This is a genomic window from Streptomyces sp. NBC_00377 (assembly GCF_036075115.1).
Classification (GTDB): Bacteria; Actinomycetota; Actinomycetes; order Streptomycetales; family Streptomycetaceae; genus Streptomyces.
In genome coordinates this window covers 4,351,413-4,374,048 of sequence record NZ_CP107958.1, presented here as the reverse complement: position 1 = coordinate 4,374,048, position 22,636 = coordinate 4,351,413, and the positions used below count along the sequence as shown (strand labels likewise).

22 protein-coding genes are annotated in these 22,636 nt (G+C 71.9%); 13 read left to right on the top strand and 9 right to left on the bottom strand.

All coding sequences use genetic code 11. From position 1 onward, the window contains the following. Window positions 1-162: 162 nt before the first annotated feature. The 3 genes from OHS71_RS19580 to OHS71_RS19570 all read left to right on the top strand — a co-directional run bounded on the left by OHS71_RS19580 (window position 163) and on the right by OHS71_RS19570 (window position 2,194). Window positions 163-1,446 carry an adenylosuccinate synthase gene (locus OHS71_RS19580; protein WP_328480669.1) on the top strand — a complete coding sequence of 428 codons (1,284 nt, stop codon included), beginning with the start codon at window positions 163-165 and terminating at the stop codon, window positions 1,444-1,446. Window positions 1,447-1,604: 158 nt separating this feature from the next. Then, window positions 1,605-1,835 carry a twin-arginine translocation signal domain-containing protein gene (locus OHS71_RS19575; RefSeq protein WP_328480668.1) on the top strand — a complete coding sequence of 77 codons (231 nt, stop codon included), beginning with the start codon at window positions 1,605-1,607 and terminating at the stop codon, window positions 1,833-1,835. Between the two features lie 65 nt (window positions 1,836-1,900). Further along, the gene (locus OHS71_RS19570; protein ID WP_328480667.1) at window positions 1,901-2,194 is read left to right on the top strand and encodes a hypothetical protein; all 294 of its coding nucleotides are present in this window, start codon (window positions 1,901-1,903) and stop codon (window positions 2,192-2,194) included. A 57-nt stretch (window positions 2,195-2,251) separates the two neighbouring features. On the opposite strand, the gene OHS71_RS19565 is transcribed toward OHS71_RS19570, so the two are convergent. The 4 genes from OHS71_RS19565 to OHS71_RS19550 all read right to left on the bottom strand — a co-directional run bounded on the left by OHS71_RS19565 (window position 2,252) and on the right by OHS71_RS19550 (window position 7,655). After that, window positions 2,252-2,902: a hypothetical protein gene (locus OHS71_RS19565; RefSeq protein WP_328480666.1), complete on the bottom strand. Its 651-nt coding sequence runs from the start codon at window positions 2,900-2,902 to the stop codon at window positions 2,252-2,254. Between the two features lie 59 nt (window positions 2,903-2,961). After that, window positions 2,962-5,436 carry a dolichyl-phosphate beta-glucosyltransferase gene (locus OHS71_RS19560; RefSeq protein ID WP_328480665.1) on the bottom strand — a complete coding sequence of 825 codons (2,475 nt, stop codon included), beginning with the start codon at window positions 5,434-5,436 and terminating at the stop codon, window positions 2,962-2,964. Continuing rightward, window positions 5,433-6,134 (bottom strand): GntR family transcriptional regulator, encoded by a 702-nt coding sequence (locus OHS71_RS19555; protein WP_328480664.1) that lies wholly within the window; start codon window positions 6,132-6,134, stop codon window positions 5,433-5,435. Before OHS71_RS19555 ends, OHS71_RS19560 begins: the two co-directional genes overlap by 4 nt. 165 nt (window positions 6,135-6,299) lie before the next feature. Further along, a complete protein-coding gene (locus OHS71_RS19550) occupies window positions 6,300-7,655 on the bottom strand; it encodes an aspartate aminotransferase family protein (RefSeq protein ID WP_328480663.1) in 1,356 nt (451 codons plus the stop codon). 314 nt (window positions 7,656-7,969) lie between these two features. On the opposite strand from OHS71_RS19550, the gene OHS71_RS19545 reads away from it, so the two are divergent. Next, a complete protein-coding gene (locus OHS71_RS19545; RefSeq protein WP_328480662.1) occupies window positions 7,970-9,883 on the top strand; it encodes a serine/threonine-protein kinase in 1,914 nt (637 codons plus the stop codon). A gap of 138 nt (window positions 9,884-10,021) precedes the next feature. Here the strand turns inward: OHS71_RS19545 and OHS71_RS19540 are convergent, their stop codons facing one another. After that, window positions 10,022-10,774: an SLATT domain-containing protein gene (locus OHS71_RS19540; protein ID WP_328480661.1), complete on the bottom strand. Its 753-nt coding sequence runs from the start codon at window positions 10,772-10,774 to the stop codon at window positions 10,022-10,024. 315 nt (window positions 10,775-11,089) lie between these two features. Here OHS71_RS19540 and OHS71_RS19535 point away from each other — a divergent pair, with 315 nt between their 5' ends. From OHS71_RS19535 to OHS71_RS19525, 3 genes are all read left to right on the top strand, one after another. Then, window positions 11,090-11,434, top strand: coding sequence for a YbaB/EbfC family nucleoid-associated protein (locus tag OHS71_RS19535; RefSeq protein ID WP_328480660.1), 345 nt, complete (start codon window positions 11,090-11,092; stop codon window positions 11,432-11,434). A 78-nt stretch (window positions 11,435-11,512) separates the two neighbouring features. Next, window positions 11,513-12,112: a recombination mediator RecR gene (gene recR / locus OHS71_RS19530; protein ID WP_189927037.1), complete on the top strand. Its 600-nt coding sequence runs from the start codon at window positions 11,513-11,515 to the stop codon at window positions 12,110-12,112. Continuing rightward, complete coding sequence (locus OHS71_RS19525; RefSeq protein WP_328480659.1) at window positions 12,105-12,767, top strand: DUF5063 domain-containing protein; 663 nt, start codon at window positions 12,105-12,107, stop codon at window positions 12,765-12,767. The genes recR and OHS71_RS19525 overlap by 8 nt, the downstream gene beginning before the upstream one ends. Window positions 12,768-12,866: 99 nt before the next feature. On the opposite strand, the gene OHS71_RS19520 is transcribed toward OHS71_RS19525, so the two are convergent. After that, complete coding sequence (locus OHS71_RS19520; protein WP_328480658.1) at window positions 12,867-13,703, bottom strand: PhzF family phenazine biosynthesis protein; 837 nt, start codon at window positions 13,701-13,703, stop codon at window positions 12,867-12,869. A gap of 148 nt (window positions 13,704-13,851) precedes the next feature. Here OHS71_RS19520 and OHS71_RS19515 point away from each other — a divergent pair, with 148 nt between their 5' ends. Both OHS71_RS19515 and OHS71_RS19510 read left to right on the top strand, forming a co-directional pair. Then, complete coding sequence (locus OHS71_RS19515; protein WP_328480657.1) at window positions 13,852-14,043, top strand: hypothetical protein; 192 nt, start codon at window positions 13,852-13,854, stop codon at window positions 14,041-14,043. A 125-nt stretch (window positions 14,044-14,168) separates the two neighbouring features. Further along, entirely contained in the window at window positions 14,169-14,675 is a 507-nt protein-coding gene (locus OHS71_RS19510) for an SgcJ/EcaC family oxidoreductase (RefSeq protein WP_328480656.1), read from the top strand. Here the strand turns inward: OHS71_RS19510 and OHS71_RS19505 are convergent, their stop codons facing one another. Beyond that, window positions 14,676-16,040: a HAMP domain-containing sensor histidine kinase gene (locus OHS71_RS19505; protein WP_328480655.1), complete on the bottom strand. Its 1,365-nt coding sequence runs from the start codon at window positions 16,038-16,040 to the stop codon at window positions 14,676-14,678. Beyond that, entirely contained in the window at window positions 16,037-16,762 is a 726-nt protein-coding gene (locus OHS71_RS19500; RefSeq protein ID WP_328480654.1) for a response regulator transcription factor, read from the bottom strand. Before OHS71_RS19500 ends, OHS71_RS19505 begins: the two co-directional genes overlap by 4 nt. 238 nt (window positions 16,763-17,000) lie before the next feature. Between OHS71_RS19500 and OHS71_RS19495 the strand changes: the two genes are divergently transcribed. The 4 genes from OHS71_RS19495 to OHS71_RS19480 all read left to right on the top strand — a co-directional run bounded on the left by OHS71_RS19495 (window position 17,001) and on the right by OHS71_RS19480 (window position 21,681). Continuing rightward, window positions 17,001-18,293, top strand: a complete 1,293-nt coding sequence (locus OHS71_RS19495; RefSeq protein WP_328480653.1) for an aspartate kinase — start codon at window positions 17,001-17,003, stop codon at window positions 18,291-18,293. Continuing rightward, window positions 18,293-19,396 (top strand): aspartate-semialdehyde dehydrogenase, encoded by a 1,104-nt coding sequence (locus OHS71_RS19490; protein WP_328480652.1) that lies wholly within the window; start codon window positions 18,293-18,295, stop codon window positions 19,394-19,396. Before OHS71_RS19495 ends, OHS71_RS19490 begins: the two co-directional genes overlap by 1 nt. Window positions 19,397-19,768: 372 nt before the next feature. Then, the gene (locus OHS71_RS19485) at window positions 19,769-20,479 is read left to right on the top strand and encodes a SigE family RNA polymerase sigma factor (RefSeq protein ID WP_328480651.1); all 711 of its coding nucleotides are present in this window, start codon (window positions 19,769-19,771) and stop codon (window positions 20,477-20,479) included. A gap of 170 nt (window positions 20,480-20,649) precedes the next feature. Further along, window positions 20,650-21,681 (top strand): hypothetical protein, encoded by a 1,032-nt coding sequence (locus OHS71_RS19480; protein ID WP_328480650.1) that lies wholly within the window; start codon window positions 20,650-20,652, stop codon window positions 21,679-21,681. On the opposite strand, the gene OHS71_RS19475 is transcribed toward OHS71_RS19480, so the two are convergent. Beyond that, window positions 21,651-22,502 carry an SURF1 family protein gene (locus OHS71_RS19475; RefSeq protein ID WP_328480649.1) on the bottom strand — a complete coding sequence of 284 codons (852 nt, stop codon included), beginning with the start codon at window positions 22,500-22,502 and terminating at the stop codon, window positions 21,651-21,653. The genes OHS71_RS19480 and OHS71_RS19475 overlap by 31 nt on opposite strands. Window positions 22,503-22,636: the final 134 nt, after the last annotated feature.

The window sequence follows — 22,636 nt, the reverse complement described above, 5'->3', positions numbered from 1 at the left end:
CCCCTTGCGCTATTGCGCCAGGGGCTTGGTCTATTCCGGGGCATCCGGGTCCGGCAAGCGGCGACCGACGGCGGTCGCCGTGCACGTGGTGCACGCGGTGGAATGAGCCACCGCGTACGCCCCTGGCCTTGGACATGCCCCACCCGGAAGGGGTGTACGCGCGTGCCCGCACTTGTGCTGCTCGGTGCTCAGTGGGGTGACGAAGGCAAGGGAAAGGCCACCGACCTTCTCGGTGGCTCGGTGGATTACGTAGTGCGCTACCAGGGCGGCAACAACGCCGGCCACACGGTCGTCGTGGGCGACCAGAAGTACGCACTCCACCTGCTCCCTTCCGGAATCCTGTCACCCGGCTGTACGCCGGTCATCGGTAACGGTGTCGTTGTCGACCCGTCGGTCCTGCTCTCCGAGCTGAGCGGTCTGAACGAGCGCGGCGTCGATACGTCGAAGCTGCTGATCAGCGGCAACGCGCACATCATCACCCCGTACAACGTCACTGTCGACAAGGTGACGGAACGCTTCCTCGGAAAGCGCAAGATCGGCACCACCGGCCGCGGTATCGGTCCGACATACGCCGACAAGATCAACCGCGTCGGCATCCGGGTCCAGGACCTGTACGACGAGTCGATCCTCACGCAGAAGGTCGAGGCGGCGCTCGACGCCAAGAACCAGCTGCTCACCAAGCTGTACAACCGCCGCGCGATCGCCGTCGACCAGGTCGTCGAGGAACTGCTCGGCTACGCGGAGAAGCTCGCTCCGTACGTCACCGACACGGTCCTGGTCCTCAACCAGGCCCTGGACGAGGACAAGGTCGTCCTCTTCGAGGGCGGTCAGGGCACGCTCCTCGACATCGACCACGGCACGTACCCCTTCGTCACCTCGTCCAACCCGACCGCGGGCGGCGCCTGCACGGGTGCGGGCGTGGGTCCGACGAAGATCGGCCGGGTCATCGGCATCCTGAAGGCGTACACGACCCGTGTCGGCTCGGGCCCCTTCCCGACCGAGCTCCTCGACGAGGACGGCGAGGCGTTGCGGCGCATCGGCGGCGAGCGGGGCGTGACGACCGGCCGTGACCGCCGCTGCGGCTGGTTCGACGCGGTCATCGCCCGCTACGCGACCCGCGTGAACGGCCTGACGGACTTCTTCCTGACCAAGCTGGACGTCCTGACCGGCTGGGAGCAGATCCCGGTCTGCGTGGCGTACGAGATCGACGGCAAGCGGGTCGAGGAACTGCCGTACTCGCAGAGCGACTTCCACCACGCGAAGCCGATCTACGAGTCGCTGCCCGGCTGGTCCGAGGACATCACCAAGGCGAAGTCGTTCTCCGACCTGCCGAAGAACGCCCAGTCGTACGTCAAGGCGCTGGAGGAGATGTCCGGCGCCCCGATCTCCGCGATCGGCGTGGGCCCCGGACGCGACGAGACGATCGAGATCAACTCGTTCCTGTAGGCCGTCCGACGGCATCACCGGACGGACCTGTCGGCTTGGGCCGGTCTTGGACATCCCTGACCGGCCCATGGCCCGTTCGCGGTTACGCCCGTAACTGGCGGAAGCAAGCAGCTACGCGGGTAGTTGCCCTCCTTCCCCACCAGTTCCAGGAGCCCCGAATGCCCGTCGCCCCCCTGAACCGCCATGAGTTCGTCCAGAAGTCGGCCGTCACCGGAGCGGCCCTCGCCGTCGCGGGAGCGGTCGGTTCCGGTATCGCCGAGGCCTCGGAAGCTGACGCAGGCCGGGACACCGGTCTTCTGACGGCCGCGGCCGAGGCGTTGCCGCGCGCGGCCGACGCTCGCGCAGGCGCCCGTCCGGTGTCGGTGGGCGGGCGCCTCCCCGAGGGATAAATGCCGTATACGGGCATATCCTGGTGGGGACATCGGCGTGCCTCGGCCAGAAGAAGGTGAGTGCGATGCGCGTCCTGCTCAAGGCGTCCATGGACACGGAGAAGGCGAACGAGGCCATCCGCAGCGGCACCCTGGGGAAACTGATCCAGGAATCGATGGAGCAGATCAAGCCCGAAGCGGCCTACTTCACCACCGACCACGGCAAGCGCACCGCCTACATATTCTTCGACATGCAGGACAGCGCGCAGATGCCCGTGCTCAGCGAGCCGTTCTTCCTCAACCTCGGATCGGAGATCTCCTACACGCCGGTGATGAACATGGAGGACGTCCAGAGGGGCCTGTCCCAGCTCGGCCGTTGACCGGGCCGTCGACCGCCCGCTGAGCTGAGGCGGTCAGCCCGGCGGGAGACGGTCGGGTCAGCTGAACACGATCATCGAGCCCTGCGCCAGGCTCCGCGTCGCCGCCGCGTGCAGCCCGAGCCAGACGTGCCGCTCGCGCGCGAAGGGGCTCGGATCGTACGGCGCCGGAACGGCGGGCTCCTCCAACTCCGTGGGGCCGGCGGGCGGTTGCGGAGCCGACGGCGGATTGGCCGGATCGATGCCGATGGAGGGGCCCACGTACTCCAGTTCCCGCAGCAGGGACTGCGCGGAACCCAGCGGGCCGCCACCCGCGAGGAGTTCGTCGTTGGACAGCGGCTGCGAGAAGTCGACGGGGACGTACGCGCCCGCGTGGTCGTAGTGCCAGACCAGGTGCGACTGCTTGGCCGTCGCCTCGAACATCTCGAGGAGCTGTTCATAGTCGCCGCCCAGTTCGTCCACCGGCGTCACCGGCAGCCCGCACACCTGGAGGAGGTAGACGCGGCGCAGGAAGTGCAGGGCGTCGTAGTCGAAGCCGGCCACCGGGGCGACCTCGCCGGACAGCCCGGGCATGTACTGGTACACCGGCACGGGCGGGAGCCCGGCCTCGGCCAGCACCTTGTTGTACTGGGCGAGTTCGTCGGCGAAGGGATTGTCGGGGGTGTGGCACAACACGTCGACGAGCGGCACCAGCCACAGGTCACAGGCCAAAGAGAGCTCCTCACTCAGTACGTTGACCGGTCAGGGAAGACTAGTCCGTGCGGCACGCATCAGCTCCCCTCGTGCAGGTCCCATACCCACACTCCGGCCACCCGCCCACCCGGCCGGCCCAGGAGCTTGTCCACCGTCTCACGCAGCCGGTCGGCGTGCGGCTGCGGGGCCAGCACCAGCGCGCCCGCCCGCCAGTACGTGAGGTCCTCGCGGGCCGCGGCGCGGGCGCGGGCGTCGATCACCGGGACCACGCCCGTGTACCGCACGTCCCGCAGCAGGCTCGCCGTGAAGCGCAGCGGGACGCCGTAGACGCCGGTGCGGTCGCCGTCGCCGTAGGGCCCGTTGAAGTAGCCGCCGGGCATCCGGAAGCCGAGGCCGGCCGCCGTCTGCCAGTGCAGCGCCTCGGCGTCCTCCGGTTCGGCGAGCGGCACCGGGACCAGGGTCTCGCCGCCCTGGACGTACGTCTTCCACGTGCCGTCGGTGAAGAAGGCGGGCACCTCGGCGCGGGGCTCGGACTTCAGCGGGGCGGGGATCAGGGGGAGCAGGGCGACGCAGACGGCGAGCAGCCCGGCGTACTGGGTGCCCAGCCGGCGGGCCCGCGCCAGGCGGTCGACCGCCAGGGCGAGCAGCATGCCCAGCGGCGGGGCGCAGACCAGCGCGACCCGGCTCTCGATGACCGACTCGAACAGGGGCAGGCCGGCGAGCAGGGCCCAGGGGCCCGGAACCGTGGTGCCGGTGAGCGGGAGGGGGATGCGCGCGCCGAGGGACAGCACCGCCGCGGCCACCGCCGTACAGGCCAGCGCCCTGACCACCGGCCGGCGCCACAGCCCCACCGCGATCGCGAAGGCGAGCAGGACCAGCGGCCAGCCGTAGAAGGCGTTCTGCTCGGTCGGGTTGAGGGAGAGGGCGTCGGCGCGACGGGCGTCGCCCGCGATGAGGGAGCGCTCGGCGAACGAGAGCAGTGCCCGGACGGAGTTGGCGACCCCGGGCGCGGTGCCGTGGTCGATACCGGTGTAGCTCTGCGGGCCGGAGAACTGCCAGGCCAGCGGGTAGAGGACGAGCGGGAGACAGACGGCGGCGGCGACCGCCAGACCGGTCAGCAGGGGGCGGGCCGCCTGCCGCGCCACCTCGGGGCGGACGGCGCCGTAGGCGACGGCGAACACCAGCATGCCCAGCGCGGCGAGCAGCAGGGGCTCCTCGCCGAGGAAGAACTGGTACGCCGCCATCAGGCCGAGGACGACCGCGTCCCGGGTGACCCGCGCACCGGTCGCGAGCCGCAGCGCCCGGTCGACGATCGCCGGGATCATGAACAGCACGACGAAGTTCGGATGGGCGTTGGCGTGACTGACCATGGGCGGGGCGAACGCGGCGAGCGCGGCTCCGGCGAAGGCGGCCGCGCGCTGCCCGACCAGCCGTTTCACGATCAGCCGGTACCAGGCGGCGGCCGTGGCGGCCAGGCCCAGCGTCATCACCAGGCTGAGGGTGAGGGCCGGACCGAGCAGCAGGGTGACGGGGGTGAGCGGGACGGACAGGCCCGTCATCGTGGTGTTGGCCATCAGGTTCACGCCGCCGGGGAAGCCCTGGAGGTCGGTGAACAGGGGGTTGCGCAGGTGAGCGACGTTGTCGGCGGTCACCGCGAAGAACCACTCCCACTGGTTCTGGTCCTGGAGGGAGTCGGTGAGATAGCGGTGCGCCGGGTCGAGGAGGCGGCCGGAGTAGAGGGCAGCCGCCATCGCGAGGAACAGCAGGACGGCCACGACGTCCGCGGGTCCCGGCTGCGGCATCCGCAGCCGGACCAGGTCGCGCAGGAACCGGAGGTAGTCCGCGGGCCGGACCTTGGAGCCGGGCCGGTGCGACCACTGCACGGGCACCTCGGCGACCGGCCAGCCGACGCGCTGGAAGTGCCGCAGCACCTCCACGTCGATGGCCCAGCCGTTGAGGCGGGAGGCGGCGAAGGCGGTGCGGGCCCTCTCGCCGTCGAACAGCTTGAACCCGCACTGGGTGTCCCGCGTTCCGCGCAGGGTCGTCCGGCGTATGAGGAGGTTGCCCGCGGCGCCCAGGAGTTCACGTATCCGGTGCTGGCGGTCGCCGAGGGTCGCGCCGGGGACGGCGCGCGAGCCGATCGCCGCCGCGTGTCCGTCGGCGAGCGCCTTCTCCAGGCGCTCCAACTCCTCGACGGGGGTGGCGAGATCGGCGTCCATGACCAGTACCCGGCGGCCCCGGCTGGCGGCGACGCCGTGCCGCAGGGCGTGGCCCTTGCCCCGGTTGCCGGTGCCGGATCCGACGACGAGCCTCACCCGGGGGTCGCGGCGGACGGTGACCAGCTCGCGGGTGGCGTCGGTGGACCCGTCGTCGGCGACCAGGATCTCCCAGGTGCGCCCGTGGTTCCCGCCGGCGTCGAGGTGGCGGGTGACGGCGTCCAGGGTGGGGCCGAGCCGGCGCTCCTCGTTGTAGGCGGGGATGACGACGGACAGCTCGACGGTCGGGGTGCGGTGCGCGGTGCCGGGCGTGCTGGGGGCGTCAGCCCTGCTCATCCCGCCGCCAGCCGCTCGACCAGGGCGATGGAGTCGTCGTTGTACGCCGCGAGCATCGCCCGGGCGGTGACGGTGTCGCGGCGGTACAGGGCGTCGACCAGTTCGGCGTGGCCGGACCACAGGAGGCCGCGCAGATCGGTCAGGACCCGCACGTGCTGGACCGTGCACACCCAGGACTGCAACCGCAGGCGGTGCAGGAAGTCGGCGAGGTACGGGTTGCCGAACAGGGCGCTCAGCTCGCGCCAGAAGCGCAGGTCGTAGCCGATGAGGACGGTGAGGTCGCCGGCGGCCGCGGCCCGCTGCGCCTCGTCGCCGCGGCGGCGCACGCCGGCTATGGCGGCCGCGGTCCGCGGGTCGTCGTAGTTCAGGTGGCGCTGACGGCCCTCGTCGAGGGCGAGGAACATCCCCTCGATGATCAGGCTGCGCGCCTCGATCATGCCGCGGAAGTCCTCGACGGAGTACTCGTGGACCCTGAAGCCCCGGTGCTGGTCGGCTTCCAGCAGGCCCTGCGCGGAGAGGTCGACGAGCGCCTCGCGGACGGGGGTCGCGGAGACGCCGTACTGCTCGGCGATCTCCTTGACCGTGAACTCCTGGCCCGGCTTGAGCCGTCCCCCCAGCACTTCGTCACGAAGCGCGTCGGCGATCTGCTGTCGCAGGGTGCTGCGCGTCACGGCTCCGTTGCCGGTGCTGCCGGGCATCGTCGGGCGTCTCCATCGTCGGGTGCGGAAAGAAAGGCGTGCTCGTAGACATGTACGAGCACGCCACCTTACGCGTTCGACGAAATCCCGGTCCGTTGCGTGCAGCGGCCCCGGACCCGTTCCCGAGGGGTTCCCGAGCGGCCCCGACCGGTGCCCGGTCCCTCCCTAGTCCGTGTACTCGTCGGCCACCGAGAGCGCCGCGTCCAGGGCCGCGAGGCCCTCCTTGACCTCGGACTCCGAGACGTTGAGCGGCGGCACGAAGTGGGTGCGGTTCATGTTCACGAACGGCCAGACCCCGGCCTTCTTCGCGGCCGCGCCGAAGGCGGCCATGGCCGCGTTGGCCTCGCCCGCCGCGTTGTACGGCACGAGCGGCTCACGGGTCTCCCGGTTCTTCACCAGTTCCAGGGCCCAGAACATGCCGACCCCGCGGACCTCGCCGACGCACGCGTGCCGCTCGGCCAGCTCCCGCAGCCCCGGCCCGACGACCGAGGCGCCCAGGTTCTTCGCGTTGTCGACGATGCCCTCCTGCGCCATGACGCCGATCGTCGCGACGGCGGCCGCGCAGGCCAGCGGGTGCCCGGAGTACGTCAGGCCGCCCGGGTAGGGCCGCCTGGCGAAGGTCTCCGCGATCGCGCCGGAGATCGCGACCCCGCCGAGCGGCACATATCCGCTGTTCACGCCCTTGGCGAAGGTCATCAGGTCGGGAGTCACCCCGAACAGGTCGGCCGCGAACCACTCACCGGTGCGTCCGAACCCGGCCATGACCTCGTCCAGCACGAAGACGATCCCGTACTGGTCGCAGAGCTGCCGCACCCCGGCGAGGTAGCCGGGCGGCGGGACCATGATCCCCGCGGTGCCCGGGACGGTCTCCAGGATGATCGCGGCGATCGTCCCCGGCCCCTCGAAGGCGATCGTGGTCTCCAGGTGCTCGAGCGCCCGCGCGGTCTCCTGCTCCTCCGTCTCCGCGTAGAAGCGGGAGCGGTACAGGTAGGGCGCCCAGAAGTGCACGACTCCGGCGCTCGCGCTGTCGGAGGCCCAGCGGCGCGGGTCGCCGGTGAGGTTCACGGCCTGCTGGGTGCCGCCGTGGTACGAGCGGTAGGCGGAGAGCACCTTGGCCCGCCCGGTGTGCAGCCGGGCCATGCGCACGGCGTGCTCGACCGCGTCCGCGCCGCCGTTGGTGAAGAAGATCTTGTCCAGGTCGCCGGGGGTCCGCTCGGCGATCAGCCGGGCGGCCTCGGAGCGGGCCTCGACGGCGAAGGCGGGCGCGAAGGTGGTCAGGTGTGCGGCCTGCTCCTGGATCGCGGCGACGACCTTCGGGTGCTGGTAGCCGATGTTCGCGTAGACGAGCCCGCTGGTGAGGTCGAGGTAGCGCTTGCCGTCGTAGTCCCAGAAGTACGACCCCTGCGCGCCGGCCACGGCAAGCGGGTCGATGAGCTCCTGGGCGGACCAGGAGTGGAAGACATGCGCGCGGTCCGCGGCCTTCACGGCGGCGCCGGCCTGGGGGTCGGTCTGAGGGGTCATGCCAGTGAGCGTAAATGTCCGCGATGCGGAAGCGGTATCGGCGTCCTGTTCCCTGGACGGGGCGATTCCGCGACAGGTTGTCGGGCGTGGAGGCGGGTTCCGCCCGCCCCGGCGGGCACGGCCCCGCCCGCGCACGAACAGGTTCGGCGGGCAGCCGTACACGTACCGGAACGGCCGTCCACGGTGCTGGACGCGGGGCGCCCGCTGTTACGCAACCGTAGACACCTCACCGCACTACTCCCACAACGGCCGGATTATTCTCGGCTGGAATGCACATGTCTCGATCACACATGTGCGGGAAAGGCGGCGCTGCGATGGAGAAGCTGGGCCCGGAGGACCCGCAGCGCATCGGCGGCTACCGGCTGCTCGCGCGGCTGGGAGCAGGCGGCATGGGGCAGGTCTACCTCGCCCGCTCGGACCGCGGGCGGACGGTCGCCGTGAAGCTGGTCCGGCGTGAGCTGGCGGCGCGCGAGGAGTTCCGGGCGCGGTTCCGGCAGGAGGTGCGCAACGCCCAGCGGGTCGGCGGGTTCTGGACCGCGCCGGTCCTGGACGCCGACACCGAGGCAGCCGTGCCCTGGGTGGCGACCGGCTATGTGGCCGGGCCGAGCCTCCAGCAGGTCGTGGGCCACGACCACGGTCCGCTGCCCGAGCGGTCCGTGCGCATCCTCGCCGCCGGGCTCGCGCACGCGCTGACCAACATCCACGCGGCCGGCATCGTCCACCGGGACCTCAAGCCGTCCAACGTGATGGTGACCATCGAGGGACCCCGCGTCATCGACTTCGGCGTCGCACGGGCGCTGGAAAGCGTGACGGGCGACAGCCGGCTGACCCAGACCGGCGCGGTGATCGGCTCGCCCGGCTTCATGGCCCCCGAGCAGCTGCGCGGCGCCCCGGTCACGCCCGCGAGCGACGTCTTCTGCCTCGGCTCGGTCATCACCTACGCCGCCACCGGCGCCCTGCCCTTCGGCTCCGCCGACAGCGGGGCGCACGCCCTGATGTTCCGCATCGCCCAGAACGACCCCGACCTCTCGGGCGTCCCCGAGGGCATCGCCGACCTGGTCCGCGGCTGTCTGCGCAAGGACCCCGGCGCCCGTCCCTCCCTCGACCGCGTCCTGGAACTCACCGGCGTCGACGACACCGTCTCCGACGGCCGCTCCCGCGACCCCTGGCTGCCCGGCGCCCTGGTGGCCCAGCTCGGCCGCCACGCCGTGCGGCTGCTGGAGGTGGAGGACCCCGAGGGTGCGGAGGGCGCGGACCCGTCCTACGCCGGCTCCCGGTCGCGCCCCGGCGCGGACCCGTACCCGGCCGCCGCCTCCGAGGCGTTCCCGGAACACTCCGGCCCGCGCGGCGACGCGCCCTCCGCGGACCACCGCTCCACGCTGGTCGCGGGCGGCGTCCCGCCGCAGGCTCCTCAGCCCGGTACGTGGACCGCCCCGGCCCACCCGGCGTACGGCCACCCCCAGCAGCATCCGGCCGCGCCCCCGGCCCAGGCCCCCACCCATGGCGTCCCGCACCAGCCGTCGGCCGGCTGGTCCGCGGCGCCCGGCGCGGGGACGCCGTACAACCCGTACGCGGACGGCACGGCGGGCCCCGGCAGCGCCCCGGGGTACGGCCCGTACGGGCCCGCCGGCACCGCCGAACCGGGCGGCCCGCAGGAGCCGGCGCGGCGCAGCGGCCGGACGACCGCCCTGCTCGTCGCGGTCGCCCTGGTGGTCGCGGTCGCCGCGGGCGGCTCGGTGTACGCGTTCATGAACGGCGACGACGGCGACACCACCGCTCATCCGACGCCCGGCACGTCCTCCGCCGCGAAGGTCTCGGGGCCGCCTTCCCCGGACTCGACCGCGTCCTCCTCCGCCTCCGGGTCGCCCTCCGCGTCCCCCACGGGCGGGGTGGTCCCTGCGGCCTACCTCGGCACCTGGACCACCAGGATCGACAGCGCGAGCGGCAGCGACACGCGCCGGCTGACCCTCGCCCAGGGCCAGGTGGGCGACGCTGTGCTCGCCCTCGTCGCCGACGGGAAGGGCTACCACTGCGAGTTCAGCGCCGCACTCTCCCGGCGCCCGGGCGGTGAGGGCCCGCTGGAGATCGGCCCCTCCAAGGTCACCACCGGCGAGCCCCTCTCCGCGTGCAGCCCCGGCGCCGCGTCCGAGGTCACCCTCCTCGCCGACGGCAGACTGCGCCGCGTGAACACCGGCACCGGGGAGAAACTGACGTACACCCGGCAGTGAACGTCCGTCCTGCGGGCCCGTCCGGGGGCGCTCCCTCCGGAGAGTCCGCGGGCGGGGCTGTCCAGTACGGGAGGCGACCGGGGGCACGACCTCCGGGACGGGAGGACAAGGGCGGCGGGGGCGTGGAGCCGCGCTCCCTCACCGCGGCTCCGGCGGCCGCTGGCGGGGCATGTTCGGCCGGGCGTTCGCCCCCGGCGGCATGGGCAGCCGCCCGTAGCCGCCGCCGGCGTCCGCCCGCACGCCGGGGACACCCGCCGCCTGCATCCCCATCGGGGCCGGACCGGTCCGGAACTCGACCATCCAGTCCGCCGTCTCCGTGCGCACCAGCTCCGTGACGTCCTCCGAGAACCGGCGCAGCACCGCCAGGCACCGCTCGGCGGCCTCGCTCGCCGTGCCCTCCGCCGGGCCCAGCACCTCCCGGACGCTCTCCGAGGCCCAGTCGAACTGGAGCACCTGGAGCCGGCGCTGCACCGCCTGCGCGGTGGCCACGTCCCTTATCCAGCCGGACGTCACCCCGAAGAACCGGTCCACCGCCACGCACGCCACCGCGAGGAGCAGCGCCAGGTATCCCCAGGCGGCGACATCGCCCATCACCCGGGTGAGGTCCAGCAGCGGCAGCGCCGCCGCGCACACCGCGCCCATCGCCGCCCCGGTGCGCAGTCCCCGGGCGGCCCGGCGCTTCCACACCCGGTCCGTGAGGTACCAGGCGGCGGTCTCCAGCGCCCCGCGCTCCACCCACCGGTAGAGCTCGTCGAGCCGCTCGGCCGGCTCGCCCCAGTCCCCGAGCGGAAACGTCCGCCCGGCCAGATCGCCCGGCCGCAGCCCGGCCGCGCCCTCACCCCGCCCGTCCTGGGGCGGACCCTCGGGCTGCCTCTCCGGCTGCTGACCCACCCGGCACTCCCTACTGATCCCGGCCGACTGATCCCGACCGCCGAATCCGACCGATCCCGACCGCTCGCGTTGCGTGACACCCGTGACGCCTGATGCTGACGCGCCGGACCTTTCCTACCTCCCAATGGGTGGCGAAGAGGAAGGTTTCACCTCTTTTACGCCTGGAAGTGGGCCTTGATCAGGTATAGGCCTCACACATAACTCACTCGAAAGAGTGCTGGGGCGACACCCGCACAGACCACGTAGGCTCGTGGCGAGCGGGACGGAACCCCGCTCGAAGGCACGCCCGACAGTCGTGAGACACAGGAGCTGATCGTGATTCCCGGTGGTGGCCAGCCCAACATGCAGCAGCTGCTCCAGCAGGCCCAGAAGATGCAGCAGGACCTGGCCCGTGCCCAGGAGGAGCTGGCGAACACGGAGGTCGACGGGCAGGCGGGCGGCGGCCTGGTGCAGGCGACGGTGACCGGCTCCGGCGAGCTGCGCGCCCTGCGGATCGACCCGAAGGCGGTGGACCCGCAGGACACCGAGACCCTCGCCGACCTGATCGTCGCGGCCGTCCACGCGGCCAACGAGAACGCGCAGACGCTCCAGCAGCAGAAGCTCGGCCCGCTGGCCGAGGGCCTGGGCGGCGGCAGCGGCATCCCGGGACTGCCTTTCTAGGACCGGTCCGCCTTACGCAGACCGGCCTCGGCCAACTACCGTACGTACTGCAAGGAACCCAGGAAGGACGGCAGTCCGTTGTACGAAGGCGTGGTCCAGGACCTCATCGACGAGCTGGGGCGACTGCCCGGCGTCGGTCCCAAGAGCGCGCAGCGGATCGCCTTCCACATCCTCCAGGCGGAACCGACGGACGTGCGCCGGCTCGCGCAGGCCCTCATGGAGGTCAAGGCGAAGGTCCGCTTCTGCGCGACCTGCGGCAACGTGGCGCAGGAGGAGCTGTGCGGCATCTGCCGCGACCCGCGCCGCGATCCGGCGGTGATCTGTGTCGTCGAGGAGCCGAAGGACGTCGTCGCGGTCGAACGCACACGCGAGTTCCGCGGCAGGTACCACGTCCTGGGGGGCGCGATCAGTCCCATCGAGGGTGTCGGCCCCGACGACCTGCGGATCCGGGAACTGCTCGCGCGGCTGGCCGACGGCACGGTCACGGAGCTGATCCTCGCCACGGACCCGAACCTGGAGGGCGAGGCGACGGCCACGTACCTCGCCCGCATGATCAAACCCATGGGCCTGAAGGTCACCCGCCTGGCCAGCGGCCTCCCGGTGGGCGGCGACCTGGAATACGCGGACGAGGTCACCCTCGGCCGCGCCTTCGAGGGGAGACGACTCCTAGATGTCTGACGCCACGCTGCACGCGACCGAACCGAACCCGGACGACTTCGCGGTCCAGATCGCGGACCAGGTCGAAAGCTTCCTGGTGGCCGTCACCGAAGTGGCGAAGGGCGACGAACCCGGCTCGGCGGTCCCCTTCCTCCTCCTGGAGGTCTCCCAGCTGCTCCTGGCCGGCGGCCGTCTCGGCGCCCACGAGGACATCCTCCCCGACGAGCGCTACGAGCCGGACCCGGGCTTCGAGCCGGACGCCGACGAGCTCCGCGAGAACCTCGCCCGGCTCCTCGAGCCGGTCGACGTCTACTCGGAGGTCTTCGACCCGTACGAGCCCCGCAAGGCGCCCGTGCCCGCCCGGATCTCCGACGATCTCGCCGACGTCATCGCCGATCTGCGCCACGGCATGGTCCACTACCGCGCGGGCCGTGTCACCGAGGCCCTGTGGTGGTGGCAGTTCTCCTACTTCTCCAACTGGGGCTCCACCGCCTCGGCGACCCTGCGCGCCCTGCACTCGGTGCTCGCCCACGTCCGGCTGGACCAGCCCCTGGAGGAACTGGACGGTCTCGACACCGACCAGAGCCCCCTCGGCGACGAGACCCTCGAGTTCGAGGCGGGCCGGGTCATGGCGGAGGAGATCGGCGAACGCCTGGGCGTCCGCCCGGCCGGCTAGGCCCCGTCTCGGAGGTCGTGCCCGGCCGGGCGTCGCGTATCCGGCCCGGTGAACGGCCCGGACGGGGCGTCCTGCCCGGCCGGGCGCCGGCCTCCCGGGTCAGATCGGCACGGCGGCGCCCGTGACGGCGATGCCGGTGTCCCGTCCCTCGGGGACGAAGACCGTGAGGAAGCTCGGGCGGCCCATGTCCTCACCCTGACGGATCGTCAAGGTCGCGGGGACGGGGACGAGTTCGAGCTCGCGCAGATAGCCGCCGAACGCGGCGGCCGCCGCGCCGGTGGCCGGGTCCTCGACCACCCCGCCGGGCGGGAAGGGGTTGCGGGCGTGGAAGACGGTGGGCGACTCCCGCCACACCAGGTCGATCGTGGTCCAGTCCCGGCGGGCCATCAGCGCGGTGAGCGCGGGCATGTCGTAGTCGAGGTCCGCCAGCCGGCCGCGGTCGGCGGCGGCGATGACCGGGTGCCAGGCGCCCCCGTAGGCCACGCGGGGTGGTAGCGCCGGGTCCAGGTCGTCCGCCGACCAGCGCAGGGCGGCCAGCAGTTCGGCCAGGTCGGATTCCGTGAGGGGCTCCGTGCGCGGCGTGACGCTCACGAGGGTCGCCACGGTCGTCCCGTCGTCTGCCACGGTGGTGGTGACGGGGACGACGCCCGCGCTGGTGTGCAGGATCAGTGGCCCGGTGCCGTGCCGGTCGGCGTGGGCGACGGCCGTGGCGATCGTCGCGTGGCCGCAGAACGGCACCTCGGCCAGCGGGCTGAAGTACCGGACGGCCAGCGTGCCGTCGTCGGAGGGTGTCACGAACGCGGTTTCCGAGTAGCCCACTTCGGCCGCAGCCGCCAGCATGGTCGCGTCGTCGGCACCGGTGGCGTCGAGCACCACACCCGCGGGGTTTCCCCCGGCCGGGTCCGTGCCGAAGGCCACGTAACGCAGAACGTCCATCGTCATGGTGTACCTGTCTACACCATGCCTTCGGGAGTTCGCTCCCTCGTTTGCGCAGGTCCGGGGCGGGACCGTTGTTCTCGCAAGCGAAACCGCGCAGGTGGCACCGCGCAGGCGGCGGTCCCCGCTCCCCGAAGGAAGTCCCGTCATGAAGGCCCTGCTCTCCTCCCGCCCCGTTCTCTGGTTCCTCTTCCTCTTCAACCTCGTGGTCGCCGCCGCCGCACCCTTCGTGGTGGACGGGACGCAGGGTGTGATGACGGCCGTCGGGATGGGTGTCGTGTCGCTCGGAGCCGGTGTCGGCCTGGTCCGTGACCGGGGCGCGAAGGCCGCCACCTCCTGAGCCGGTGCGGCGCCCGGGAATTGGCGATTTCCTGTACGTCCGCTGCACGTCGGCTGCACGGGCGTTAACCGGCCGGACGCGAGTCTTGGGTCATCCCGACAGCAGCAAGCCGCACAGGAGTTGCGATGACCCGCAAGACCCGCATACGCGCCGCCCTCGTCACCGCCACCGCCGTCGTCACCGCCGCCACGGTGTCGGTCGGAGTCAGTGCGGCGGGCTCCGCGAAGCCCTCGAAGCCCTCGAAGCCCTCCGTGAAGCAGATCGCCGCCCTCTTCGACGGCTGGAACGCCGCGCTGCACACCGGCGACGCGGACACGGTGGCCGACCGCTACGCCAAGGACGCGGTCCTGCTGCCCACCGTCTCCAACAAGGTCCGCACCGACCGCGCCGGCATCGTCGACTACTTCGAGCACTTCCTCCAGAACAAGCCGGTCGGCAAGAAGGTCCGGACGATCATCAACGTCCTGGACAGCGACTCCGCCATCGACACCGGTGTCTACGAGTTCACCCTCACCGACCCCGGCACCGGCCGGAAGCGCGTCGTCGAGGCCCGCTACACCTACGAGTACGAGAAGCGCGGCGGCCAGTGGAAGATCGTCAACCACCACTCGTCCGCGATGCCCGAGGGCTGATCAGCCCGTCCGCCGGCCGGCCCGGAGCGTGACCCGCACGCACAGGCCGCCCCCGGGAGCGTCCGTCAGGGTCACCGTCCCGCCGTCGTCCGTCACCAGCTGCCGGACGACGGCGAGGCCGAGACCGGAGCCGGAGCGCCCGGTGAGGCCCTGGCCGCGCCAGAAGCGGTCGAAAGCGCGGGACTTCTCCGCGTCCGACATGCCCGGACCCTCGTCGAGGACCGACAGGACCACCCTGTCGCCCTCCGACTCCGCCCGGACGGTGATCCGCCCGCCGTCGGGCGAGACCTCCAGGGCGTTCGAGAACACGTTGTCCAGCACCTGGTCCAGATGACCGGGGCTGGCCAGCACAGACGGCCGGTCGTCGACACCACTCCCCCTGAGCGCGATGGTGACTCCGCGCTCGTCGGCGGCCGGCCTCCACACCGACAGGCGTTCGGTCACGATGTCGGAGAGGGACAGCGGTTCCGCCGCCGTCACCTTGGCCTCGGCCCTGGCCAGCACCAGCAGCCCGTTGACCAGCCGGCTCATCCGCACCACCTCGGCGGTGGCCTGCTCCACGTCCTCCCGTACGAACTCGTCGTCGACACCGTCCGCGATGTTGTCCAGGGAAAGGCGCAGCGCCGTCAGCGGGGTCCGCAGCTGGTGCGAGGCGTCCGCCACGAAGTTGCGCTGCGAGACGATCAGCGTGTCGAGGCGCTCCCCGGCCTGGTTGAGCGTGCGGGCCAGGGTCCGGGTCTCCTGGGGGCCGGTCACGGGTGAGCGCGCCGTCAGGTCGCCGTCGCTGAACTTGCTCGCCATGTCGTTGAGCTGGCGCAGCGGCAGGGTGATGCGGCGGGCGACGACCGTGCCGATCAGGGCGGCCACGCCGAGCACCGCAACGGCGAGGCCCGCCCGGAATCCCCAGATCGTCCACAGCCTGTGGGTGAGTCCCGAGGTCGCGTAGACGATCCGTACGGCGCCGGCCACCTGGCCGTCGTCCTTCGCGGGGACGGTGATCACCAGCTCGCGGCCCCAGATGAAGTCCGACCCCCAGTCGGTGGTCGGCCGGCCCTGCGCCAGGGCCCTCGTCAGCGCCGCGTCCCGTTCGGGGCGGGGCAGGGCCGCCGTGCACCGGGCACCGGTGGTGGCCTGCACCTGGTCGCCGGTCTCCCTGGCGTAGGCCGCGGCCATCCTCTCCAGCGCCTGGCAGGAGGCGGTGTCGCCGCTGCCCAGCAGCAGCGCCATGGTGGTCGCCTCGCGCTCGACGGACACCTCGGTGTCACCGCGCAACTGGGCGGTGAGGGTGAAGGCCACCGGCACGGTGAACAGGAGGATGGCGACGGCCACCAGCAGCACATAGCTGCGGATGAGCTGCTTGATCATGACGCCGGACCACCGGGGCCAGGTCCGGGACCAGGACCGGGAGCGCTCCCGCCGACGATCTCCAGCCGGAAGCCGACGCCCCGCACCGCCTCGATGGCGACGACCCCGGCGAACTTCCGGCGCAGTGCCGCCACGTGCACGTCCAGCGTCTTCGTCGGCCCGAACCAGTTCGCGTCCCAGACCGCTTCCATGATCTGTTCGCGGGACATCAGCGCGCCCGGCTCCTCGGTGAGGAAGGACAGCAGGTCGTACTCCTTCGGCGCGAGCGCGACCTCCTCGCCGTCCACATGGACGCGGGCCGCCTTGCGGTCGACGGTCAGCCGGGACCCGTACCGGTCCGCCCCGCCGGTCCCGCTCTCGTGCGCCGTACGCTGCACCCGCCGCATCACCGCCCGTATCCGCGCGATGACCTCCCGGACCCCGAAGGGCTTGGACACGTAGTCGTCGGCGCCCAGCTCCAGGCCGACCACCCGGTCCGTCTCGTCGCTGCGGGCGCTGATCACGATGATCGGGATGTCGCCTCGCTCGCGCAGCGCCTTGCAGACGTCGAGGCCGTCGGTGTCGGGCAGGCCCAGGTCCAGCAGGACGACGTCGTAGGGGCCGGTGTGCGCGAGAGCGGCGGCGCCCGTGGTGACCCAGTCGACCTCGAAGCCGTAGCGCCTCAGTCCGCGGCGCAGAGACTCGGCCACCGGTTCGTCGTCTTCCACCAGGAGTACGTGCACAGCGGCACGATAGTGCTTGAAACTTAATTCACAGCTATCACTTCGGAGACTTTGGGAAGGGAAGACCCGACGACGGGCGTCCGTATCCCTTTCCGGTCTCTTCCGTGAGTCTCGCCGAACCCCGCCGAGTCTCACCATGCGGTACTCGGGAGGCGGGATTCGGGCGCTCGTTAGACTGAGCCGACCCGCAGTACAAGGGCGTATGTGCGGAAACAGACAAACTGAGCGAGGAGCGCACGTGGGCCTTGTCGTGCAGAAGTACGGAGGCTCCTCCGTAGCCGATGCCGAGGGCATCAAGCGCGTCGCCAAGCGGATCGTGGAAGCGAAGAAGAACGGCCACCAGGTGGTCGTCGTCGTTTCCGCGATGGGCGACACGACGGACGAGCTGATCGATCTCGCCGAGCAGGTATCCCCGATGCCCAGCGGCCGGGAATTCGACATGCTGCTGACCGCCGGAGAGCGGATCTCCATGGCCCTGCTGGCGATGGCGATCAAGAACCTGGGCCACAGCGCCCAGTCGTTCACCGGCAGCCAGGCAGGCGTCATCACCGACTCGGTCCACAACAAAGCCCGGATCATCGATGTCACGCCGGGCCGCATCCGGACCGCGCTGGACGAGGGCAACATCGCTATCGTCGCCGGGTTCCAGGGCGTCAGCCAGGACAAGAAGGACATCACCACGCTGGGACGTGGCGGGTCCGACACCACGGCCGTCGCCCTCGCCGCCGCGCTCGACGCCGAGGTCTGCGAGATCTACACGGACGTGGACGGCGTGTTCACCGCCGACCCGCGCGTGGTGAAGAAGGCGCAGAAGATCGACTGGATCGCCTTCGAGGACATGCTGGAGCTCGCGGCCTCCGGCTCCAAGGTGCTGCTCCACCGCTGTGTGGAGTACGCCCGCCGCTACAACATCCCGATCCACGTCCGCTCGTCCTTCAGCGGACTCCAGGGCACGTGGGTCAGCAGCGAGCCACTCGTTCACAGGACACAGCAGCAAGGGGACAAGCCGGTGGAGCAGGCCATCATCTCCGGTGTCGCGCACGACACCTCCGAGGCCAAGGTCACGGTCGTCGGTGTGCCGGACAAGCCGGGCGAGGCGGCCGCGATCTTCCGTACGATCTCGGACGCCGAGATCAACATCGACATGATCGTGCAGAACGTGTCCGCGGCCGCCACCGGTCTGACGGACATCTCCTTCACGCTCCCCAAGGCCGAGGGCCGCAAGGCCATCGACGCCCTGGAGAAGAACCGGGCCGGCATCGGCTTCGACTCGCTGCGCTACGACGACCAGATCGGCAAGATTTCCCTGGTCGGCGCGGGGATGAAGACCAACCCTGGCGTCACGGCCGACTTCTTCAAGGCCCTGGCCGACGCGGGCGTCAACATCGAGCTCATCTCGACCTCCGAGATCCGCATCTCGGTCGTGACGCGCGCCGACGACGTCAACGAGGCCGTGCGCGCCGTGCACACCGCCTTCGGACTGGACTCGGACAGCGACGAGGCCGTCGTCTACGGGGGCACCGGCCGCTGATGGCCGACACGGTGCGGCCGACCCTCGCGGTCGTGGGAGCGACCGGGGCCGTCGGCACGGTCATGCTCAAGATCCTGTCCCAGCGGGCCGACATCTGGGGCGAGATCCGCCTCGTCGCCTCCCCACGCTCGGCCGGCCGCAAGCTGGCCGTGCGCGGCGAGGAGGTCGAGGTGGTGGCCCTGTCGGAGGAGGCCTTCGACGGGGTCGACGTCGCCATGTTCGACGTGCCCGACGACGTCGCCGCGCACTGGGCGCCGGTCGCCGCCGCCAAGGGCGTCGTCGTGGTGGACAACTCCGGCGCCTTCCGGATGGACCCCGAGGTGCCACTGGTGGTCCCCGAGGTCAACGGGCACACGGTGCGCAACCGGCCACGCGGGATCGTCGCCAACCCCAACTGCACGACGCTGTCCATGATCGTCGCCCTGGGCGCGCTGCACGCCGAGTACGGGCTGCGTGAGCTGGTGGTGTCGTCGTACCAGGCGGTGAGCGGGGCCGGGCGGGCCGGGGTGGAGACGCTGCGGCGGCAGATCTCGCTGGTCGCCGGCACCGAGCTGGGGACCGGCCCGGGCGATCTGCGGCGGGCCGTCGGCGACGACACCGGTCCTTTCCCGGAGCCGGTGGCGCTGAACGTCGTGCCCTGGGCCGGGTCGCTGCGCGCGGACGGCTGGTCGTCGGAGGAGATGAAGGTGCGGGACGAGTCCCGCAAGATCCTCGGGCTGCCGAAGCTGCCGGTGGCCGTGACCTGTGTGCGCGTCCCCGTGGTCACCACGCACTCCCTCACCGTGCACGCCCGCTTCCAGGACGAGGTCACCGTGGACGGCGCCCGCGAGATCATCGCGACGGCGCCCGGTGTCGTCCTCTTCGACAACCCGGCGGCGGGGGAGTTCCCCACGCCCGCCGACGTGGTCGGCACGGATCCCACCTGGGTGGGCCGGGTACGGCGGGCCCTCGACGACCCGACGGCGCTCGAACTGTTCGTCTGCGGGGACAACCTGCGCAAGGGGGCCGCGCTGAACACCGCGCAGATCGCGGAGCTGGTGGCGGCCGAGCTGTCGGGAGGCCGCGGGCCCGTCCGGAAAAGGCCGTCCGGCGACGTACGGTGAAGCGCTTCCGGGAAGGAAAAGCGCTGGCCACGGCTTGACGGCTTGACGGCTTTGTAGGATCACAGGGCAATGTGAGCCGGTCGACGGTCCGAACCACTTGTATCGGACACCTTTGGCATCCGAAGATTTTCCTCCCCGCTCTCCGCAACCGTGCGCAGGGCGGGGAGCGTCTTTGCGGTCACCCCTCGGGGTGGCGCAGGCGTGTGAACGATCACAGCGTTCGGGGACGCGGTGATCCGGGCGTGGGGACGCCCTACAAATGGGATACAGGGGAAGATCGGGACACATGAGACGGGTGCGCGGGGCCTTGGCCGACGCAAAAGTGACACCGGACGCGTACAACCCCCACGGGGGGAAGTGTGTCCAACTGGCGTGGCAGAGGTACTCGAACTCCCAGTGGCGCCCCGTGGCGCGGCCCTGCGGCCGCCGCGAGCCGTCCTCCGACCCCGTGTGCCCGGCGCGTCCGGCGGCATGCCGGTGATCGCGCCCATGCCCGCAGCGCGGCCCGCCCGCATACCCAGTCAGCGTGACGGCGCCGATACCGCCGACACCGCCGGACCGACCGTCTCCGCCGACGACGCCGTGGCGGCGGGCACCACCGTCGACCACCTCACCGAGACCTACCGGGCCCACTACCGCTCGCTGCTCGGTCTCGCCGCCCTTCTCCTCGACGACACCGCCTCCTGCGAGGACGTCGTCCAGGAGGCCTTCATCCGCGTCCACTCCGCGCGCAAGCGCGTCCGCGACCCGGAGAAGACCCTCGCCTACCTGCGCCAGACGGTCGTCAACCTCTCCCGCTCCGCCCTGCGCCGCCGCATCCTCGGTCTGAAGCTGCTCTCCAAGCCGATGCCGGACATGGCCAGCGCGGAGGAGGGCGCCTACGACCAGCTGGAGCGCGACTCGCTGATCAAGGCGATGAAGGGCCTCCAGCGCCGTCAGCGCGAGGTCCTCGTGCTGCGCTACTTCGCGGACATGACCGAGGCCCAGGTCGCCGAGGCCCTCGGGGTCTCCCTCGGCTCGGTCAAGGCCTACGGTTCGCGCGGCATCGCCGCCCTGCGCATAGCCATGGAGGCATCGGCGTGAGCGGGGAAGCCGAAGGACGGGGCCCCGACGACAGCCGTGACAGCCATGAGAGTCGGGACAGCCAAGACACTGCCGGCAGCGCCGAGCGCCACGAGCCCCTCGCGTGGCACGGGCCGACGTCGCCGCCGCGCAGACCGGATCCGAAGCAATCGCACGCTGGGAACTCAACCGTGAACCACCACCTCGACGACCAGAGCCCCGACGGGCTCGACTCGGACGAGCTGGCACTGCGCCGGATGCTGCACGACGCCGTCCAGGAGATGGAGCCGCGCGACGGCACGCTGGACCACCTGCGGCGGGCCGTGCCCGTCCGGCGGGCCCGTAAGCGGCAGGCCGCCGTCGGCGTGGCCGCCGCGGCCCTCTTCCTCGGCACCGCCGTCCCGGCCGTGCTGCACGTGTCGAACGCCGGTGGGTCCGACGCCAACCCTTCGCTCGCCGGCCAGGCCTCACAGGCGCAAGGAGGCACGGACCAGGGCAAGGACCCTGACGGCGGCTCCACCGGCAAGGTCGGCGGCTCCTCCGGCAGGACCGGCGAGCAGGGCAAGGGCAGCGCCACCGACCCCGGCCAGGACAAGGAGACCGCGGGCGGCACCGCCTCCAGCGGCGCCGGCCACACCGTGGAGTCCGCGGCGAGCGCCGCCCCGTGCACGGGGGAGCAGCTCGACGCGGGAGCGCCCACCGTCGAGGTCCCCGACTCGGCCGGCACCGTCTACGGCACCTTCCGCGTCCAGAACACCTCCACCGCCGCCTGCACCGTCGGTGGCGCCGTCAGCGTGACGATCGGCGTCCAGGGCGCCGCCGACGCCACGAAGATCACCGTCGCGGAACACGCCTCCGGCGACGTGGCGGCCCGTCTGCCCGACCCCTCGCTCTACGTCTCCCAGCTGGCACTCGCCCCCGGCTCCGCCTACGAGGTGAAGTTCGCCTGGGTGCCCTCCGAGACCTGCCCCACCACGGGCGGCGGCAGCGGCGGCGACAGCGGCGGCTCGGCGTCCCCCTCCCCGACCTCGACCGACCAGTCGAGCACGACCGGCGAGACCACCTCCGGCACCGCGGCACAGCTGTTCACCGAGGACGGCACGGCCGACGGCAGCGTGAGCGTGTCCTACACGGCCGAGGGCGGCTCCCCGACGAGCGTGGCCACGGTGCCGGACGCGTGCGCCGGGACGATCTACCGGACGGGCGTGCTGGCGTCCTCCTGAACGTTCCCGTCCGGCTCGCCCCGGCCGCCGGCGTTCCGCTCGGGCAGGACGGTGGCGGGTTCCTCCGGGAGGATGCCGAGTTCCGCGTCCCGCGCGAACTCCACCTCGCGGCGCAGCAGCCGGAACCACATGAACACCACGAACCCGGCGAAGACGAACCACTCGCCGGTGTAGCCCAGGTTCTGGAACGCCTTCAGATCGAGCCCCGTGTCGGCCGCCGCGGCCGCGGGTACCGCCGTCATCCCCGGGTCGGCGGTGTCGAGCGTGATCCAGGCGTCGTAGAGGTCGTACGGCACCACGTTGACCAGTGAGGCGGCGCTGATCGCCGCGGTCTGCCCGGCCGGCAGGCCGCCCTGCGCGCTCACGCCGTTGTCGCCGGGGGTCTCCGACGCCTGGAGCGCGCCGGTGACGGTGACCCGGCCGGACGGCGGCGCCGGGGCGCGCGCGGAGTCGGCGCTGCCGGGCAGCCAGCCGCGCACCACGGGCAGCGCCTTGCCGGCGTCCGTGCGCAGCAGGGTCAGCACGTAGTACCCGTCCCTGCCGTCCAGCTGCCGGCCGGGCACCAGCAGCTGTTTGCCGTAGCGCCCGGTGGCGGTGGTCTGCCTCCCGGAGGTCGCCTTGTCCACGGGCAGCAGTTCTGCCAGCGGCCGCGCGGCCTCGGTGCGGGCTGACTCGGCGTGTGCCTCGGCGCTGCGGTGTTCGTCCACCCGCGCCTCGAACCGGCTCAGCTGCCAGGACCCCATGAACACGCAGAAGGGGATGGCCAGCAGCACGAAGACGTTGATCCCCCACCAGCGGGGCGTCAGCAGGAACCGGTACACGCCCTCCACGGTACGGGGCCGACGCGGGCTGCCGGCCCGCGGGGTGAGGCCCGGGCGGCACTCATCGGTGGGAGGGAGGTGGGAAGTCGGTGCGAAGTTGTCCACAGCCTGGGGACCTGGGCGTCTCCACGTCC